The 19,137-nt window shown below is 38.0% G+C and carries 21 protein-coding genes; 5 read left to right on the top strand and 16 right to left on the bottom strand.

Features of this window, described 5'->3' with window-relative positions:
* Positions 1–42: 42 nt before the first annotated feature.
* Positions 43–1,239: a metallophosphoesterase family protein gene (locus tag P4V41_RS12815; protein WP_328085376.1), complete on the bottom strand. Its 1,197-nt coding sequence runs from the start codon at positions 1,237–1,239 to the stop codon at positions 43–45.
* Between the two features lie 659 nt (positions 1,240–1,898).
* Here P4V41_RS12815 and P4V41_RS12810 point away from each other — a divergent pair.
* The 4 genes from P4V41_RS12810 (at position 1,899) to P4V41_RS12795 (ending at position 7,940) form a co-directional block, all read left to right on the top strand.
* Positions 1,899–2,210 (top strand): hypothetical protein, encoded by a 312-nt coding sequence (locus P4V41_RS12810; RefSeq protein WP_328085374.1) that lies wholly within the window; start codon positions 1,899–1,901, stop codon positions 2,208–2,210.
* A 340-nt stretch (positions 2,211–2,550) separates the two neighbouring features.
* Positions 2,551–4,425 carry a bacteriocin maturation protein gene (locus P4V41_RS12805; protein ID WP_328085372.1) on the top strand — a complete coding sequence of 625 codons (1,875 nt, stop codon included), beginning with the start codon at positions 2,551–2,553 and terminating at the stop codon, positions 4,423–4,425.
* Positions 4,422–6,365 carry a TOMM precursor leader peptide-binding protein gene (locus P4V41_RS12800; RefSeq protein WP_328085371.1) on the top strand — a complete coding sequence of 648 codons (1,944 nt, stop codon included), beginning with the start codon at positions 4,422–4,424 and terminating at the stop codon, positions 6,363–6,365. Before P4V41_RS12805 ends, P4V41_RS12800 begins: the two co-directional genes overlap by 4 nt.
* 27 nt (positions 6,366–6,392) lie before the next feature.
* A complete protein-coding gene (locus P4V41_RS12795; protein WP_328085370.1) occupies positions 6,393–7,940 on the top strand; it encodes a SagB family peptide dehydrogenase in 1,548 nt (515 codons plus the stop codon).
* Positions 7,941–8,057: 117 nt separating this feature from the next.
* Here P4V41_RS12795 and P4V41_RS12790 read toward each other — a convergent pair whose 3' ends face one another.
* A complete protein-coding gene (locus tag P4V41_RS12790) occupies positions 8,058–8,429 on the bottom strand; it encodes a hypothetical protein (protein WP_328085368.1) in 372 nt (123 codons plus the stop codon).
* 257 nt (positions 8,430–8,686) lie between these two features.
* Between P4V41_RS12790 and P4V41_RS12785 the strand changes: the two genes are divergently transcribed.
* Positions 8,687–9,220 (top strand): hypothetical protein, encoded by a 534-nt coding sequence (locus tag P4V41_RS12785; protein WP_328085366.1) that lies wholly within the window; start codon positions 8,687–8,689, stop codon positions 9,218–9,220.
* A 90-nt stretch (positions 9,221–9,310) separates the two neighbouring features.
* On the opposite strand, the gene P4V41_RS12780 is transcribed toward P4V41_RS12785, so the two are convergent.
* The 14 genes from P4V41_RS12780 to P4V41_RS12715 form a co-directional block, all read right to left on the bottom strand.
* Positions 9,311–9,469, bottom strand: coding sequence for an imidazoleglycerol-phosphate dehydratase (locus P4V41_RS12780; protein ID WP_328085364.1), 159 nt, complete (start codon positions 9,467–9,469; stop codon positions 9,311–9,313).
* Positions 9,470–9,654: 185 nt separating this feature from the next.
* Positions 9,655–10,302 carry an SdpI family protein gene (locus P4V41_RS12775; protein WP_328085362.1) on the bottom strand — a complete coding sequence of 216 codons (648 nt, stop codon included), beginning with the start codon at positions 10,300–10,302 and terminating at the stop codon, positions 9,655–9,657.
* Positions 10,302–10,574: an autorepressor SdpR family transcription factor gene (locus P4V41_RS12770; protein WP_328085360.1), complete on the bottom strand. Its 273-nt coding sequence runs from the start codon at positions 10,572–10,574 to the stop codon at positions 10,302–10,304. Before P4V41_RS12770 ends, P4V41_RS12775 begins: the two co-directional genes overlap by 1 nt.
* A 177-nt stretch (positions 10,575–10,751) precedes the next feature.
* Positions 10,752–11,219 (bottom strand): DinB family protein, encoded by a 468-nt coding sequence (locus P4V41_RS12765; RefSeq protein WP_328085358.1) that lies wholly within the window; start codon positions 11,217–11,219, stop codon positions 10,752–10,754.
* A 14-nt stretch (positions 11,220–11,233) separates the two neighbouring features.
* Positions 11,234–11,731 (bottom strand): DinB family protein, encoded by a 498-nt coding sequence (locus tag P4V41_RS12760; protein WP_328085356.1) that lies wholly within the window; start codon positions 11,729–11,731, stop codon positions 11,234–11,236.
* An 84-nt stretch (positions 11,732–11,815) separates the two neighbouring features.
* On the bottom strand, positions 11,816–12,355 hold the full coding sequence (locus P4V41_RS12755) for an AAA family ATPase (RefSeq protein WP_328085354.1): 540 nt from the start codon (positions 12,353–12,355) through the stop codon (positions 11,816–11,818).
* A 148-nt stretch (positions 12,356–12,503) separates the two neighbouring features.
* Complete coding sequence (locus P4V41_RS12750; protein WP_328085353.1) at positions 12,504–13,676, bottom strand: aminotransferase; 1,173 nt, start codon at positions 13,674–13,676, stop codon at positions 12,504–12,506.
* Positions 13,673–14,173, bottom strand: a complete 501-nt coding sequence (locus tag P4V41_RS12745; protein ID WP_419181312.1) for an Lrp/AsnC family transcriptional regulator — start codon at positions 14,171–14,173, stop codon at positions 13,673–13,675. Before P4V41_RS12745 ends, P4V41_RS12750 begins: the two co-directional genes overlap by 4 nt.
* A gap of 135 nt (positions 14,174–14,308) precedes the next feature.
* Positions 14,309–14,779, bottom strand: coding sequence for a hypothetical protein (locus P4V41_RS12740; RefSeq protein ID WP_328085350.1), 471 nt, complete (start codon positions 14,777–14,779; stop codon positions 14,309–14,311).
* Between the two features lie 177 nt (positions 14,780–14,956).
* Positions 14,957–15,676 carry an HAD family hydrolase gene (locus P4V41_RS12735; protein ID WP_328085348.1) on the bottom strand — a complete coding sequence of 240 codons (720 nt, stop codon included), beginning with the start codon at positions 15,674–15,676 and terminating at the stop codon, positions 14,957–14,959.
* Between the two features lie 690 nt (positions 15,677–16,366).
* Positions 16,367–16,603 (bottom strand): hypothetical protein, encoded by a 237-nt coding sequence (locus P4V41_RS12730; protein WP_328085346.1) that lies wholly within the window; start codon positions 16,601–16,603, stop codon positions 16,367–16,369.
* Positions 16,604–16,839: 236 nt separating this feature from the next.
* Positions 16,840–17,703, bottom strand: a complete 864-nt coding sequence (locus tag P4V41_RS12725) for an aminoglycoside phosphotransferase family protein (RefSeq protein WP_328085344.1) — start codon at positions 17,701–17,703, stop codon at positions 16,840–16,842.
* 114 nt (positions 17,704–17,817) lie between these two features.
* The gene (locus P4V41_RS12720) at positions 17,818–18,384 is read right to left on the bottom strand and encodes a GNAT family N-acetyltransferase (RefSeq protein ID WP_328085342.1); all 567 of its coding nucleotides are present in this window, start codon (positions 18,382–18,384) and stop codon (positions 17,818–17,820) included.
* A 102-nt stretch (positions 18,385–18,486) separates the two neighbouring features.
* Complete coding sequence (locus tag P4V41_RS12715) at positions 18,487–19,008, bottom strand: GrpB family protein (RefSeq protein WP_328085340.1); 522 nt, start codon at positions 19,006–19,008, stop codon at positions 18,487–18,489.
* Between the last annotated feature and the right edge of the window lie 129 nt (positions 19,009–19,137).

The following is a 19,137-nucleotide window of genomic DNA, read 5'->3' as shown; positions in this document are numbered from 1 at the left end:
CTACCATTATAGTAAAATATAATTATTTCTCACTGTTATTCACTATTGCATAACAGGTTGTTTTTCTCCTGGTAAAGGAGCGGGGTCCATGCTTTGATCGTTTGGCGATAGATCGATGCCATAATTCTTTGCAAACAGCATGCGTGTGTCTTTTAGAACATTTTCTTGATTCAGATCTAAGTTAAATACTCGAGCTCCGCGAAGTCTGTTCTTCTCCTCACCAGGAAGTCCGTACGCTCCAAATCCCGCGCTTCCGCCATAACCTAGCATAATGCCATAATAGTTTCCAGCGTACGTGTTAATGTGGTCATGTCCACAAAATACACCTTTTACATCGCCACGGTGCAGCATAGCTGAGAATAAGCCAGAGTTGACCGGTCCTGGACATTCTTCTTCATTTCTCTCACCAGTGATCTGATGTTTGGTTTTAGCTCGCGCATGATCAGCTTCGGTACGGCTATCCACACTCGAGTACCACATATATCGATGCTCCCACAGCGGAATATGTATGAACATGAGAGAAGGCACCTTGAAACCAAAACGGTTTTCGATCTTTTGAGACGTTTCGTTGTACCAATTGACTTGGTCAAAACGAATCCAATCCCATGTCGGATAGCCCTCAAAGTTTTGACCCACAATCTCTTTTGGTGCGTACCGTCCACTATCCATCAACCAGAAATTAAAAGCGGGCTTCTTTCCTTTCGCGTCCCACACGAGAAGGTTCATGTTGCCGGTTCCTGTGATGTGTTTCGCTCCCTTTTCGTTCAAATTGTGTTTGTAAGATTGATAGAACGCTAGCATCTTCTTCTCGTCCACGCCGCTTTTCGTTGTTGAATCTTCATCATGGTTTCCGAATGTAATGGCCCACTTAATGCCTCTCTTCTCCATCGGCCCTGCAACGTTGTTCATCGCTTGTTTCATTTCAAGTTCAGTGTCACATCCACCTGTGATATTATCTCCATTCAATACAACAAAGTCTGGTTTCTCAGCATCCAGCACTTTTTCCATCAACTCAATGGTACGACGGTCGATACGCTCATCATCTTGCGTATCGTTAAACTGAACGACCTTAAATGTGCCATCAGAATGAAACTTTAGAACTTTTTGTTCCTTTCGATCTGCATGAACTTTTTCAGTGAACAAGTTGGAAGTATCACCGAGTGAACCTATTGTTAATGCCAACGTGCTCGCTCCTCCAATTTTAATAAAATCGCGACGATTCACTTGTTTTGAACTCATCTAGCTACCCCTCCTTAGATATGTAATATTTGTTTGTTACAAGTTCAAGAGTAGCAAGGCTATTTTTAGATAGTGTTTGTGTGTTGTAAAGGTTATGTGAGTGTTGCAGGTGAGAGATTTTACAAATGGTTGCCCCCATAAAGCTGGTTTTATGAAGTAGTGGGTTAAAAAACGATCTATGGTGGGAGTATGCAGTTCGCAGAATTTGTCGAGAATTAGCAACTCGCCGATATATGACCAAAACTCGCCGTATTATTGTTCAATCTCGCCGGATTAATGCAGAAATTTCTAGAATTATTTTATAAATCTCATGAATAAAGAGGTTGAATACCCCTAATGGTATATAAAATCAATATGGTTCACCCATCTATATAGTCTTAAATTACATACCTTCTGTTAAATACAACTCGCTGAACCCTTCAAAACGTATAAAAGCGCTCTAAAATAACATTTCTCGCATAAAACTAATCGTTCACCAGCACATTTTAATCATTACGATTTGCTAATGTCCTGTGTTTAACCTCAAACACAGGCTGTTTCTATTTCCAGCACCCAATCCTGTAACGATGGACAGGCTGTTTCCATATTTTATTATGAGGAATTCGAGCAGAGATTCTCTACTCGTTCTAGATCTGACAAAAAACAAGGAGGTGTTTGTATTGGATAATAAACACCAATGGAACTTGGATGGGTTAAGTACTGGAGACTTTCAGGTTAGTGGTGGTCAGCCACATCATCCCCAAGATCAGCAAGCACAAGACCCTCGGCTTATCATTCCGGGCTGTGTAATCGGAATCTGTTTTAACTTTTGTGCAGGTTGCGCAGGTTGTGGCGGATGTGCTGGATGTGGCGGCTGCGGCGGTTGTGCTGGTCGTTGCGGAGGCTGTGGCGGTTGTGGCGGCTGCGCAGGACGTTGTGGTGGTTGCGGTGGACGCTGTGGCGGCTGCGGCGGCCGTTGCGGAGGCAGATAATCAGATACATGCATTGTTCGAAGAAATTTCAGGGGGCTCTGCTCAAGCTTTTGAGCATCGGTCCTCTATTTTAATTTCTGACACCTCTGCAATCACGATTTCGTCTCCCTGAAGTAGACAATCCCTTTAAATGTATTTTTCAAAATGACATACATAAATATATTCACGGTAATCTCAATTAATTTCACGGTAATCCGGGATATATTCACGGTAAATAGTTATTTATTCACGGTAATTGGTTATATATTCACGTTCCTCAATTACGAAATAACAATGTGACATAATGGACAAGCAAAATCCATAGACATAGATGATGAGCATTAGGTTAAGGAGGGGTATCATGCCAGGCGTCACTCTCTCAATGTGTTTGAAAATGAACAGAGACACGTTCGTCTATCCGCAAAATAATGGAGGCGTTTATCTCCGTAACAACATCACTTCTATTCAAATGGAAGGAAATACGATAGAGCAATGGCTGGAAAAATTAATGCCCATGTTAGATGGCAGCCGTTCAATGGAGGCAATTACGGACGGCCTGCCTGATCCATATAAAGAACAAGTCTTTAAGATTGCTGAAGTGTTATATACGAATGGTTTTGTTCGCGACACAAGCCAGGACCTTCCGCATCAGCTTCCAACTTCAATTTTAGAAAAATATGCTTCACAGATTGAGTTTATCGATCACCTTAGTCATTCGGGTGCGCACCGATTTCAAAACTATCGTGAGTCAAAGATCGCTGTAATTGGTTGTGGTCAACTTCTCTACTCACTCACACAATCACTCGTACAATCAGGGCTTCCTGCGTTCACCTTACTTCACACGAACTTAGAACGAAGTGAAATTAATAAGCTACAGAAAATTATAGAAGCGGCAACAACTGCCGAACCGCAACCTAACATTACACTCACCCCGTTAAAACCTGACACATGTATAAATGATCTACAAAACTTTGATTACGTATTGTACGGCCATGAAAACGAAGACACACAACAGCTCTCCATGATTCAAAATATCTGCAGCAGTCACTCAAAATCATTTCTACCCGTAACGTTACAAAACAATCATGCATTCGTCGGCCCTTTCATTCTATCTGAATCTGCCGCTTGCTGGAGATCTGCCTTCTTACGGTTAAGTAACAAAGATTACAAAGAGAATTTTGCGACATCATCTACACGTACAGTTTCTATGATGCTCGCGAACGTCGCTGTTTTCGAGTTGTTTAAAAAGATTACTGGTGTACAGGAAAATCACGAAAACGCCATCTATCAACTGGACGTGGAAACGTTGGAAGGAAGCTGGCATCCGGTTTCTCCTCATCCGTTAGTGAACAAAAAAATGAAGATTGAGCATATCGACAACCCTCTATCATTTCTAAAGAAATCATCAAACCGTGAGCTTGACCTGCATTCTTTGTTTTATCAGATTACCTCTAGTGAGACTGGGATTTTTCATATGTTTGAGGAAGAAGACTTAATTCAACTGCCTTTGTCACAATGCAAAGTAAAAGTAGCGGATCCTTTTTGGGAGAACCCCTCAACGATCATCACTTGCTCTGGCAGAACACATGAAGATGCGCGTTTAGAAGCAGGTCTTTCAGGAATTGAAACATACGTTAAGAATTTATTTAAAGAATTACCAGAAGCTATGAATGTTGGAACCGGCCGTACGGCAGCAGAAGGAATGAGTAGAGCACTTCAAAACAGTCTTCAAGAAATCTTTATGAAATCTAAAGACAAGTTTCAAGTTGCCGCGAAATTTGATCTACCTTCGATAAAAGACTCATATTCATTGTTTATGATTTCAGCACTCTCTACACTAGGTGGTGAAGTTATACTCTACCTTGGAGAAAAAGTGCTCGGTTTTCCTGTTATTTGGGTGCAGCAGAATGAGAAGTTCTACGGAAGTGTAGGTCTTAACGAGAAACTCACATTACAGAATGCACTTCAAGGAGCGCTCATGCATCGGCAAAATAAAGAAAATGTTTCAAGCATGAACTGCGTAATCTCATCTACTATTATTCCAAACAGCGAGCTAAAAATGATAAATTTTCCAGAACAAAAAGAAGTCTCTATAACAGAAACTTTAACAACAGCTCTACAAACGTTAAAAGATAACAACTTCAACGCCCAGTTCTACACCCTTCATGCAGAATCAATTTTAAACGACAATACCTCTTTGTATGGAATCACACTCTCTTCGGAGGTCCAGTCATGACTCAAAAAATGATTATCATTGGAAATAGTAGTCTTGCAAACGATGTCTATCAGCAACTAAATGAAACTTACATGATTTCTCGCTACAATACGGTAGAAGATGCGGAAATTAGTAATGACGAAAAGCTCGCGTTGGTTCTTCATGATAGTTGGAATCCAGCTCAACATCTGAAGGCAGAAGAAATCTTCCGAGCAAGCAACCTGCCTTGGCTGCGTGGTTTTGTTTTCTTTGGTGAAGCACATGTTGGCCCTCTCGCACTTCCAAATCAACAGGGCTGCTCACAATGTGCAGACCTTCGCTTTTTCATCACCGGGCAGGATCGTAGAGAGCATTTTCGTATGAAAGACTATCAGATGTCACAACAAGAGTTCTTACAAGATCCTTGGGCAACAAATCTAGCACTCAGTCAAACGGCTACTCTAGTTTGTAATGAGGTAGAGCGTTTCATGAACGATGGTGCAGCACATACAACCGAACATGTCTTTTTGATGCATCTACAAACGTATAAACTATCAAAGCATTTCTTTTTACCCGATCCATATTGTGAAACATGCGGTGACATCCCTCTTGATACCGATGATTACGCCAAGATTTCGCTGCAATTCAGTCCGAAAATTTCAAGAGACGTCTATCGTTGCCGTTCAATAGATGAGCTACAAAACGTATTAAGCCGAAATTATTTAGATAATCGCACAGGTCTTCTTAACTTTAAAAGATATGACTTGATTTCCCCTTTCGCGGACACCGTCGTTAATCTTCCGCTGCTCTCTGGTAACGAACTAAATGCTGGCCGGACACATTCGTATCTGCATAGTGAACAAGCGGGCATTTTGGAGGGGCTTGAACGGTATTCTGGTTATGCGCCACGAGGTAAACAAACGATTGTCTATGAACCCTACAACAAAGTGAAAAATGTAGCGATGAATCCTCTATCGATCGGAACTCATTCACAGAAACAATACAGTCAGCACCATTTTCCTTTTCAGCCGTTCGATCCAGACCGTTCGATCCATTGGGTGTGGGGCTATTCATTATCTAAGGACCGACCCATCTTAGTACCTGAAACATTCGCCTATTACAGCATGGGTGGTGGAGAGGGCTTTGTTTATGAAACGTCAAACGGCTGTGCAGTCGGAGGAAGTTTGGAAGAAGCCATTCTGTACGGAATCTTTGAAATCGTGGAACGCGACGCTTTTCTTATGACTTGGTACGGTGAACTGCCTATTCCTCGTCTTGACATGAAATCAATTGATGATACTGAGCTTCAGCTTATGGTTCAGCGTATCCAACATGTGACAGGTTTTGAAATTCATTTATTCAATGCTACGACTGAAAACAAAATTCCAAGTATTTGGGCCATGGCAAAGAATACAAAGAAAGATGGCTTGAATCTGCTTTGCGCAGCAGGTGCACACCTCGATCCACTGAGAGCAGCTAAGGGAGCGGTTCAGGAGCTATCGGGCATGCTGCTTAATATGGAAGAAAGCTTTGTTAAAGACCGGAAGAAATACGAAAAGATGTATAGAGACTCTAACCTGGTTCGTCATATGGAAGATCACTCAATGGTATATGGCTTAAAAGAAGCTGAAAAAAGGATGTACTTTTTGTTAGATAAACGGAAAGTTAGAGACTTTGAAGAAGAATTCAAGCCTGTTCGCCATACTCTCGATCTGTTAGAGGACCTTAATAGTGTGCTAGATACCTTCAAGAAACTGAACCTTGACGTAATCGTTGTTGATCAGACCGGACCAGAATTAAAACGGAACGGCCTACATTGTGTAAAAGTGATCATACCTGGCATGCTGCCGATGACGTTCGGACATCATCTCACCCGATTACAAGGATTGGACCGAGTATTCACTGTTCCGATGAAGCTCGGATATGTGAAACAACCGTTATCGCCTGACGAACTGAATCAACATCCTCATCCGTTTCCGTAAAAACTTTAAAAGAAAGGGGCATTGATGATGAACCTCGATGAGTTTTTATACAAACTTCATTACGAGACCGATCAGATAACACCGCCCGATTGGGAGGTAAACTGGGAAGATGCCCCGCTTCCCTATAAATTGTACAAATCAGGTCTGCCCGTAGTTGAATTGAGTACCAATCATTCAGACACTCTCTCAACAAGTAATAAACCAATATTAGCTGATCTAAGTCAGTTTCTTCTGTATTCATATGGAATCACACAAATCAGTGAGTCGTTTCTTTCAATGGATACAGCTGAAACATGGATGACTTATCGTCGTTATGCTCCTTCTGGAGGTGCACTCTATCCGAGTGAAGTGTACCTGTATCTAAAGTTACAAGAACTACCTACTGGCATCTATCATTACGACGTCGCACATCATGCGTTAATTTGTTTGCGTGAAGGGAACTTTGACGGTTATCTGGATCAAGCATTAGGAAGTCGTTGCAACGTGTCAAAATGTTTTGCTGTCGTTTTTGTTTCTACTTTCTTTTGGAAGAACTTCTTTAAATATCACAACTTCTCTTATCGTCTTCAAGGACTAGATGCAGGTTTTTTAATCGGTCAGATGTTAGAAGTCGGAAAGCGTAAGGGGTTCGAGACTGGTGTTTATTATCAATTCCTAGACGGAGCAGTCAACCATCTACTTGGAATTCATGCGGATGAAGAAAGTGTATATGCAGTCCTTCCCCTTTCTGTAGATAAAGAGATGAAGTGGTTTAACGATACAGAAGACGCCGAGATCACCACCGAAAAATTAAGTGCAAAGCTTGAGCCCATACATCATCATCATTACATGAAGTCAAAAGTTATACGCCCCTATCACATGCTGTGTAAATTAAACGAAGCATGTATGTTACATTCTTTTTCAAAAAATAAGATGAAGCATTCTAAAAACAATGATCCATCTCTTGTAATATTGCAGCAAAAAAACGATTTATTCTATTCATTTGTAAAAGCATGCAGAGATCGATATTCCCCAGGACAAGATTTTGTATTAAAACCATTACAAACCGAAACCGTTTCTAATCTTTTAAATGATCTACGTTTAATGAGCCACTATCGGAACGATTTAGATCAAGAAATTTCTTGCCTTACTTCCCGTGTTTCCCTTCAATTCACCTCATATGGTGTAGAGGGACTTTCTAACGGCATGTATAGAGTCATTGATTCTACTCATGAGATAAAGCTGATTTCGCTAGGAGATTATCGAACTGCTCAACAAGATGGTCTTCTTTCCGATTTTGTAAACATGGCACAAATACCACTTTCCTTTAATTTTAGCGGCAGCAGAAATCATAATCGAAAGCTGTACGGTTTTCGAGGTCACCGGATTCAGCACATGGAAGTTGGCATTCTCGCTCATAAATTGCTCCTCGCTGCCTCTATACGAGACATGAACGGCCATCCTATACTTGGTTTTGATGTAGCTTCGTATGATAAACTTCACCAACTCTATCACAAAGACACGACCAGTCTGCTACAGATTCCGGTCGGTCACAACCGACCACATCCAAGACTGCAAGGAAGTTTGCATATGTAGTTGGGCATTTGTATATAAACCAAAAGCTTTCGTTCCTAAAAATTCTTGAGTTAAAAAAAAAGAGGCTGTTCACAGCAGCTTCTTCTCGTTAGATCTATATCTATTTTCAATTGAAGATTAATAACCCCAAGTACCCCAACCACCTGGAGTGCCTTGACTTCCACCAGATGGAAAAGTTTGACCTTGACCATATCCCTGGCCGCCCATGCCGCCTGGAAGACCTCCTTGGTGTCCGAATTGAGGAGGAATAGGACCAGTATAAGGAGTCCACCCCATTACGTCCTCTATAGATACAGCAATCTTAATATCTTCTGTAGGGGTATATATTAAAAATTGTATTGATCCCGTGTTTTGTTGAAGGTTCAAATAATAATCTAAGATTCTAACAATAGCTTGACCATAACCCACTATATTAGTTGTCCCATAAAAGTTTCCAGTGTTAAGAATATCTTTTACTTCTTGAGCACTCAATCTAGAGTATTGAAACAAAAAAAGCAATCCTTTCAAAATAGCGTATATTTGTTAAAGTATATGAATTTACATTAATTTTTGTATAGACATCAGTACATAAAATATTTTAATAAGCTCCCTTCTTTATGACGAATCAACAAGAATATTTATTAAGTTGCTGTTCATTCATTTTCTTTACCCCTTAAATAATCGTATTTTTTAGGTTCTCGTCCATACTTATCTTTACAATGAACATATATATATACGGAATAAAATTTATAAAAGGATGGGTTTTTTTGTTTCAAAATAAAAGAGCATTTTTAGTACCAGGTTCAACAATCGAACAATTTGTCGGTCAATATATTACTACTGCCATTACAGGTTATGGGCAGGTTGTGGCACAAGTTGTTAAATACGATAAAGCGAGCAAGATGGCAACACTTAACGTTTTTACACCAAGTGGAGTAAGAGCGTTACAAGTCCACGAAACAGATATGTACGGAATTGCTCCTTACCAAGGACCTATTCCTCCTGTCTTCGGTTCTGGCATGGGCCAGATGGGTCAGATGGGTCAGATGGGTCAGATGGGCCAAGGTGGACAAATGGGCCAAGGCGGTCAGATGGGCCAAGGCGGTCAGATGGGCCAGATGGGTCAAATGGGTCAAATGGGTCAAGGTGGACAAATGGGCCAAGGCGGACAGATGGGTCAAGGCGGTCAAATGGGTCAAGGTGGACAGATGGGGCAAGGTGGTCAAATGGGCCAAGGCGGTCCACAAGGGATACCATGGTGGGTTCAACAATATTTAGGCGGATGGGGCCCTCGATCTTAATTAGCTGATTAGCGATTAGTTGCGGCGATTTTTTCAGCTGAAAACAAAAAAACGTGAGGTCTACTACATCTCACGTTTTTTTCGTTACGTTTACTTTGATTTATTTTTTGATTTACTACCTATTTGAGAACGATATTCATTTCCTTTGTTATTATCGCCACTCATTAACTCATTGCTGAACTCTTGATCATGTTGCGCTTTAGGAGAGCCTTGATTTTTACTTCCTTCACTACCATTGCGATTTGTCATTATGTTTCCTCCTATGGTAAAAAAATTCTGTTTTAGTATGTCTAATCTTTCCCCTTTTAATCACATCTCGAGCTTTTTTGCTAGCACATATTTTAAAGATTTGATTTTATAATGACTCGTTTTGCAGACGGAAAAACTGTGTCGTGTTTATGGTTTCTTTCATTCCTCTTGGTAATATGACTCGATCAATTACTGCTTACATTTTTGTATCGATTGTAAAAAATATATGAAGCAATGGTTGAAATCAATACGGTTGCGACCACCACTACTAGCATACCCGTAAATTTATATATACCTGGCAAAAACGAATTCGCGACAAGGAGAATTCCAGCAATTACAAAGAGTTTCCCACTTAGCTGGTGTGTCTTTCTCCATGTCTTTTCGTCCGCAAGCGTCCATGGTGTGCGGACTCCGATAAAATAATTATGTTTAATTCGTGGCAGATAATTTCCGAGTACGATAAAAAGTAACCCAATCCCTAAGTTTACGACTAATGAGATGTCTATATTAAGACCTAGACTATAGCCGATGGTTACGGATTGAAGAAGTAAGAAGAACGCGTTCATTATTGTAATAAAAATAAGATAGCTGCCAGAAAATTTCTTATAGTTCTCCTTCTTCGGATCAATTCTCGGCATATAGATAAACAACGCCATCATTACTATCATTAAAAGTGGTGGAAAGAATGCAGCATTTTGTTTATCCCAATACTCATCCACCTCACCGTGGATGTTCCAATGCATCGGCATTTGATCGGGCAAATAAGGATAAGCAATTACACCAATTAATACACTAAGTACAATAAGAAGATAACTCCACCCATACTTTTTCATCATTTCCCCTCCTTAGTTGTAAACGTGAAACACCAACTCATAAGTTCATGAAAAACCGTAGTGTTCAAAGAATAATAGATATGCTGTCCTCTTCTTTCATCATCGATTAATGAAGCATGCTTTAATATTTTCAGATGATGTGACACACTTGGCTTTTGAATGTCAAAATGTGAAGCGATTTCTCCCGCTGTAAGCTCATCTTCTTTCAACAATGTTAGGATCTGTCTCCGAGTCGGATCGGATAATGCTTTAAACGCTTCATTAATAGACATCATGTCACCTCTGGATGAATTACATTATTAGAAATTTAGATAAATGTCTAAATATCTAATTACATATTATGTTAATTTTACGATTATGTCAATCTTTCCTACATAATTGAGCAATAAAAATAAGCACATTTATGAATTAAATAAATGTGCTTACAGAAGAGAATATTCTATCTTTAGTCAACGATGAGATGGCCATGATCCTTGCATTTTTCTTAATAACATGATCTGACCGGTATGATAAGCATCGTGAAGAAATATATCGATGAGATCACTTTCTAATCCATTCTCTTTAAAATCTTCAGAACTCATCTTAATGAGTAAATCTTTTAGTTTGTTGTGCACGTTATCAGCCCGCTCGATTGTCAGATTCCAATCATCATCGTCTTCTGTTACTTTTGTAATAAAAAAGGTGTCGTTCCCATCTATTCGTTTCCACTCACGATTTTCCAAGGTCGCAACAAGTCTTTCTTTGTAATAAATAAGATGATTGACATTCTCCCAGATGGATTTTGTTGCTTCTCCCGGCGGTTTCCAGCTCGCTTGCTTAGCAGTTAATCCTTCCATTGAAGCTTTGAGTGGCGCATACCAACTCTCTTTATCAAACGTCGAGTCTAACACATTTACTAAGAATTCTGCTCGGCTCATGTGTACATGACCTCCTAATGGTTTGCAGGTTTTTTTATCATCGGTTCGATGAGGTCTGTATCTGGCGGAGCGTATCCAAGTTGTCTGCCGATCTTCACAATCTGTCCTTTATGATGGAATTCATGAGTCATCGTGTGCGTAAATAGCCATAAAGCCGTAAAGTCTGCTTGACTTCCATTTCTGAATGTCACTTCTACCGATTGATCCCAATTGTCTTCAAATTTTTCTAGAAATTCATATACCAGTTCATCTGTTTTCCTGAAAATTTCACGCATCTCCTGTACGTTATGTATGGACTCAGGCGTAATATCTGGCAGAGATTTTCCAAGAGCACGTGCACCAAGCCATCCTTGGTAACAACCCGCTACGTGGGCATGTAAGCTCAGAATAGACTCATCACTAAATCCATCAAGTTTCTTTTCATAATCGGTTGGAGATAACGTCTCGCAATATTGAAAAAGAGTCTCTCTCGTTAAACGAATCCAGTCATACTGAATTTTGAACAAATTCATACTCTCACTCTCCTTTTTAACTCACGATTACTTCCCTATCGGTAAGGAGATTTCCTTCTTTAAGTTGATTGAGAATGTTTGTATTTAACACTTTTCTTTACGAACCGATCTTCTTATTTCAGCATAAAGTTCATCAAGAGGTTTCGTTGCGTCGAGCTTTAAAACAGGACTATTTGATATTTTCATTTGATAGGCTTGTTCCGAATATGTCCCTGCCATATTCTTATCTTTTTCTTCCCAATACGTTTTACACCACTCTAAAAAGTTATTTGTGTACTCCTTATTTTCATCTAGCCACATGCGACTATTTCTCTCAAATTCTCTTTTTCTTAAACGTTTCATTCGAATTTCTTCATCAAGGGAAAGAAATACTAAAAGGTCACGGTTACTAAAACCTTCTGGGAGCCACATGAAAACGGAACCTGAAGCTATATAACTATCGTTCGAAATAATATCTCTATTGTACATTTCAATTCGTTTATCAATCGGATGATTTTCTAAAAATGAATCGTCCTTCCAAAGGTAATAATCAGTATCTATCCACTTAATATTTTCTTTTTCACTTATATATTTTGCTAATGTACTTTTGCCTGTCCCTGACCCACCAATTATTTGTACTTTCATGAATATCCCCTCTCAATTGTGAAATTTCTATTTCTTCTTTAAACTTTGTAAAACGTTTAATTAACGTAATACCAACAATTGCAACTCAATTTTCCATAAAAAAGATACATTCCTTGTTCTAGAAATGTACCCTTCACGAACCATCTTCTTATAACGTTTGTAAAAACCGCTCAATTCTGCGCATTGCTTCTTCAAGCTTTTGAACAGAGGTCGCATAAGAACAACGAACATGCCCTTCTCCGCTCTCGCCAAAAACACTACCAGGTACAACTGCAACTTGCTCTTTCATCAGCAGCTGTTCTGCAAATTCTTCAGATGAAAGTCCCGTCTTTTCAATTGAGGGAAATACATAAAAAGCGCCACCTGGAACATGGCACGATAAACCCATCTCCTCTAGAGCATGAATAACTAAACTGCGGCGCTGCCGGTAGCTTTCTTTCATTTTGACTACATCTCTCTGCCCGTTAACGAGAGCTTCAAGAGCCGCATGCTGAGCCATTGTAGGAGCGCACATCATCGTATACTGATGTATTTTTAGCATGGCTTGTAAAATAGCTTTAGGTCCACAAGCAAAGCCTAAACGCCAACCGGTCATGGCGAAAGCTTTTGAAAATCCAGAAATCAAGATTGTGCGGTCGCGCATATTTCTTATAGCTGGAAAACTTGTATACGGTTCATCGTACGTGAGTTCAGCATATATTTCATCTGAAATAACGAGCAGGTCATGTTTCTCCACGACCTCCGCAATTCTTTCCAAATCGCTTTTTGACAAAACAGTTCCTGTTGGATTATTCGGACTGCATAACATAATGACTTTCGTTTTGTCAGTGATAGCCGCTTCTATTTGTTCAGGCTGAAGCTTAAAATCATCCTCGCTATACGTATTTACCGGAACAGGGACTCCGCCAGCCAATGTGACCGTTGGTGCGTAAGAAACAAAGCTTGGCTCAACAACGATAACTTCCTCACCAGGATTAACGACCGCACGCAAAGCTATATCAATCGCCTGTGATGCACCGACTGTAACGACCATTTCATCTTCAGCGCTATACGTAACACCAAACCGTCGTTTCATATAGCGAGAGATCTCTTTTCGGAGCTCAAACAAACCGGCATTGGCTGTATAAGCCGTATAGCCTTGTTCTAATGAATGGTAACTCGCTTCTATTACGTTCCAAGGTGTAACGAAATCTGGCTCACCAACGCCTAGAGAAATAACGTTTTCCATAGAGGAAGCAAGATCAAAAAAACGACGGATACCAGACGGCTGAATGGACTGCACCGTATTTGATAAATATTTTGAAGTAGGTTCAGTAATCATGGCGACACCACAATTCGTTTATCTTCATCATTATCACTAAATACAAGGCCGTCATGCTTGTATTTTTTTAAAATGAAATGAGTAGTTGTTGAGATGACTGAATCGATAGTCGAAAGTTTTTCAGATACAAATCGTCCAACTTCTGCCATCGTCTTACCTTCGATCGACACCGACAAATCGTATACGCCAGACATGAGATATACGGCTTTCACCTCAGGAAAACGGTAGATTCGTTCTGCGACCTTATCAAAGCCGACACCTCGCTTTGGTGTGACTTTTACATCGATCATGGCTGTTACAGCTCCATCCTCGGTACCTTTCGTCCAGTCAATAATGGCCGAATAGCCCAGTATCACTTTCTCGTTTTCGAGTTTCTCTAAGATTTGTTTTGTTTCATCCTCTGTTATTCCCATTAACTTTGCGATCGTTGCTGTTTCAAGACGTCCGTTTTTTTCAATAAGTTGCAATAATTCGCGTTCTGTAGAATCCAAATCAATCACTCGCTTTTAGTAGATTATGCTGACCATTATAACAAACCCTCTAGGTTAAGCCACTTAGAATTTACATAATGAATTGAAATATGTTAGATAATTAGTTACGTTGAAATGCTTCTCAAAAATTCCTTGTATCCTCTATTCTACTTTAATGTTAGCAACGAACTCTGTGTCTCCTTGATCAGAATCAAAGTCTATTTCTAGAACATAATTACCCTTTTCTTTCGGGAAAAAGAACGTTTTGTCAGCATCATTAAGCATTGTAAGATCGTCCCCTTTTCGAGCTACAACACCAATGCTAACTCCTGAATATGGATATATCCCTTCGATTTCATTTTGTTCAATAATTAAGAAACCGCTACTACCAGGTTTAACGAAAATCTGCTTTTCCTTAGCAGCAAGTTCTTTTAAATTTATGTATTCTTTATCATAATCTTCGTCAGTAAAGTTCCATTTTCGATTTCCTTCTTTAAGCTTGTACAACTCATCCCCCACCTGAAGAAATGCTTCTGGTGGACTTTCATAATAATCCTCGCCTATACAGCCTGTTAATAATAAAGGCACAAGAATCATCGCCGTGAGAATGATTATGTATCTTGTTTTGTTCATATTTAAGATCCTTCCTGATAAATAAAACTAAAAATAAATAAAGGACTTTCACTCCAGCTATTTTGATTACATGCAGCTAGTAATACCATTATTGTTAAGAATATTTTCTTTATACAAAAGATCCCCAAATCCCCCTAAAATAGTTCAATAAAAAGAGCAGTTTTCCTTGAACTGTACTTATTCCTTTACTGTATTCAGTAGAATGTCTCGTATCTTTATGATATCTGATACAACTGCAAATGGCTTATGTAATGTGGGGGCTGACACATTTCTATGATTTATCCAAATGGCTTCCATACCAATTTCCATGGGAGCGATCACGTCATGCGTCCATGAATCTCCAATAAATAACGTCTTACTCGGTTCATGTTTGAAATAGTCTAGCACATAGTAGTAAATCCGAGGGTCGGGCTTTCGATAACCTAATTTTTCAGCATGAAAAACGTTGTCATTATTAAATATATCTCCTAATCCCATGTTGATTAACTTTTGTTGTGGATCATATAGACCATTTGTGACGATCCCTAAGTCAAAGTTTTCACTCAGCTCTTTTACTAAACTTCTTATTTCTTCATTTGGTGTTATGAAGTTCATGCTCGTTTGGTAGAAGTAGTTGTCCAACTCATTTAAGGCATCCTTATCCATTTTTAAGTTAAACTGTTTTAATACAAGCTCCCATCTTACTCGCTTAAATTCAGATGGACTGTATTCACCAGATATCAACTTATCTATTAAAGATCTTGGTGGTTGTTTTAACATATCTAATACCGTAGTCGCGTTTAACTGATTCGTAAGTGGATGTTCTGCTAAACAATGAGTTAATCCGTCATAATACCAGGAAGAGTTTTTTAACAAAGTATCATCTAAATCAAGTAACAATAACCTGAATTTTTTCATCTTTACCTCTTTCCACAATTAGTATGTTCTTGAACTAACCATCCATGAAATAGTCTTAGTAGTAATAAATGTGATGATAATTACGATAAGCATACAGACCAAATTAGCTAATAACATATCTTCACTAAACTCATCTATCTTAAATCCAATTGTCATTGGAACCCCATCTTCTTGTCCTTTAGATAGTGAATAATGATCAATTATTATATCAGCTATGCATAATAACCAACATGAGAAGTAGCTGATAATTGCTGTATGCAAAAGAATCTTCACGTTTTTCTCTCGAATATTAACAAAGTTATAGGTTGTAGTTAAAATAATTAGTGCCCCTATTATTAAGAATAGCTCATTATACTGAACATATAGGGATTTAGTTAGAACTAATAGCACAAGTAATATAGTAAATGTGGGTAAGATTATTTTTCGCACATTAAACCCCCTTACAAAATTATACATTATTAATATTCATTTTATCTTTACTCCATATATTAACAATGGAGAATCCATGTTTTTTTCATGACATTACTATTTAATATTTTTACTCTCATCATTTTAAGAAATATTATTGAAACTAACGCCAGTACCATATTCATCATCATAATCAATAATAATACGTCTATTTCTTAGATTGTAACCAATAAAAAAGCACACCTCTTCTTGAAGAAATGCACCCGTTCTGGAATAAATGTTTTAAACCTCTCTTCCCTTTTTTTCAACCAATGTCCAGAATACATAAATCAAAATCGACACAGAAATTATAATTAAAAAGCTATTGGTTATCAAATTAAAATCCAATTCGTTTGTGGTTTTAATTATTTCGCCGTTTTTACCAACTTCATTTATACTCGAACCATTATAATTAAGGAAAAAGTAAGAAAGTACGACTCCAATCACTAACCCTGCTATTAATGAAATCCAGATTTTCACAACATCCCTCTTTTCAGTAAATTTTAATACTCCTTACTTAGTTCTTCAGACGTTTCGAGACTATTTAATTAAGGTTTGTTCTTTAATATTCTATGTTCATCTTAATTCCACAATCCTGCGTTTGTTAAATAAGTTCCAAAAAAAAGACGTTAATCCTTCTTAGATTAACGTACCCCTGTGTTAAATGAGCAATAACTATCTATGTAAATAGGTTCATAAGCAATCGACAGTAATAGTTAGCGATACTCTTTTATTCCGTTTTCAAATGCACGATCATCGTTATTTGTTAAACCATGTAACGCTTCTTGTAAAGCAAATGTACTCCTATAAAATGTAACACGTTTAGCTATTTTTGAACCATTTGGATAAAGATCTATACACTTGTTATAGAAATCCTCACCATAACTTGATAGAATTCCTGCAAAATCATATGCAGGATCACCAATACGGGTACTACCAAAGTCTATTATCCCTGAAATTGTAAGATTTTCTGTGTTCCATAGGATATTCGAAGCTCCAAAATCTCCATGTATAAGGGTTGTTTTTAAGTGTTCTTCATTATTAAGGAAAGTCTCAAATGAGTAGATAATATCTCTTTGAGCGTTCTCATTCATAAATTGAAAAAGCTTGTCTTGTATATTACTAAATAGTTCTTTCATTTCTTCGTAAGGATGAATATCTTTTAAATTTAGATACTTATCCAAACTCTCTTGTGATATGGAATGAATTTCAATTAGAAATGTTACAAGTTGTTTTGCAAGTTTCATAGAATCCACTTGATTAACTTTGATTAAATGTTCGTTCCATAAAGGATTACCTTCTATTCGTTCATAACCAGTAAATACTTTACCAGGTTCAAATAGTTGAAGCGACTTATATTTGGGATATGGAATTGGTATTGATATTGTGCCACTAATATATTCTAAGATTTTAGTTTCTTCTTTTAAACTTTCAATTCCTTTACTGTACTTGGGAAATCTAAATACAAGAGAATTGTTTATAATTAAAACATCATTATTTTGACCAATATCATTTGGATAAACATCCTTAATTATTAGTTCAGGATAGACTTCATTAATACGTTCAATATAATTATTCATTGGTATACTCCTTGTTTTGCTACAATAACATTTCATACTTAGACAATTATTTAGTTTATTCTTCCTTTAAAGAACCCTTTTCTTGAAGACTTGCTGCCTTTACTCTTAGTAATGTTAATTTATTTTAGAATAGATACAAGTGTCAGTCAGCATGCTGCCATCTGCGGATAGATCATCATTCCTTAAAGTACCTTCTAAAATAAACCCTAGTTTTTCCGGTATAAAGCGACTTTTAACGTTTCTTGATTCACATCTTATTTCAATCCTCTTAAACGCAAGGTAATCAAATCCAAAGTTAACTAACTTCTTTACTACTTCGGTCATATATCCATTTCCGCTATGTTTTGTGTTAATCCAGTAGCCCATTTCACATTTTGGAATGTCCCAGTCAATCCTGTGAAGGCTCGCAGTTCCTATAAAGTCCTTGCCGCCATCTTTATCAAAGATAAGAAAACGAAAACTTTCTCTTTTTAAAAAATGTATATGAGCATTCTTTAGTAGAATGTCGGTTTCTTCAACAGTAGGGATTTCTTGAAAAAGTGAAAGCCACGCTTTTAATTCATCAAACGAATCTTTAATGGCTTGGTGCACAATCACTCCATCTCCAGTTTGAAGTGGGGCTCGAAGAATAAGTCTTTCAGTTTCTAATTGTAAAGGGATATCTAATAATAATGGGTTCATGTTATCTTCCCTCGCCTTAATTATTTTAAATGAATAATGAAAAGCAGCCAGAGCATTTCTACTTCTAAAAAAAATGCACCCAATAGCGTAGGAACAAGAATCTTAGGTTTCTTTCCAAATAACCGCTTTCTTCATTAACCCATCAACAAATTTCTCTTTAACTTTTTGATATTGATGCGTATCATCAGGGAACTGTTTAGCCAATATCTTTTTAAGATCTCCGTAATTTTTTGCATCCTCTGGATTATTGTTTAAGTATTCTTTAAACGTTAAATGTGCTTTAATGTTTTTATTTCCAAGTTGAAAGATGTGAATGTGATGAGACCTTTTCAGTTTCCCTTTTGTAAAATATCTTCTTCCTGTTATTCCGTGTTCATTCCTTGGTTCATACCCTAAGCACGACATTTCATCATTGAATAAATTTACTTTCTCGATATCTTTCACAACGATTAAGATATCTATGATTGGTTTTGCATAACCAACTGAAGGTACTGAAGTACTGCCTATATGATAAATCTCAATCATCTCATCTTTAAAAATTTCTTGAAGTTTACTTACTTCTTTCAAATAAAGGTTCTTCCATTCTTCAGTCCATGGAAGTATTTCTGTCATTCTCACCAGCATTTACTCCTCCCGCTTAAAATTCCACTTCTTCAAAACTAGTAATTCATTCCACAATTCTGTTACATTTGTTCAATTAATTCCATAAAGAAGGCGTTAATCCTTCTTGGACCAGTCGAGTAGAACGGAGCC

Origin of the sequence: Fictibacillus nanhaiensis (genome assembly GCF_036213205.1) — a bacterium.
In the GTDB taxonomy this organism is placed as follows: Bacteria; Bacillota; Bacilli; order Bacillales; family Fictibacillaceae; genus Fictibacillus; species Fictibacillus nanhaiensis_E.
The sequence above is the reverse complement of the archived record's forward strand: the minus strand, read 5'-3'. Positions and strand labels throughout refer to the sequence as shown.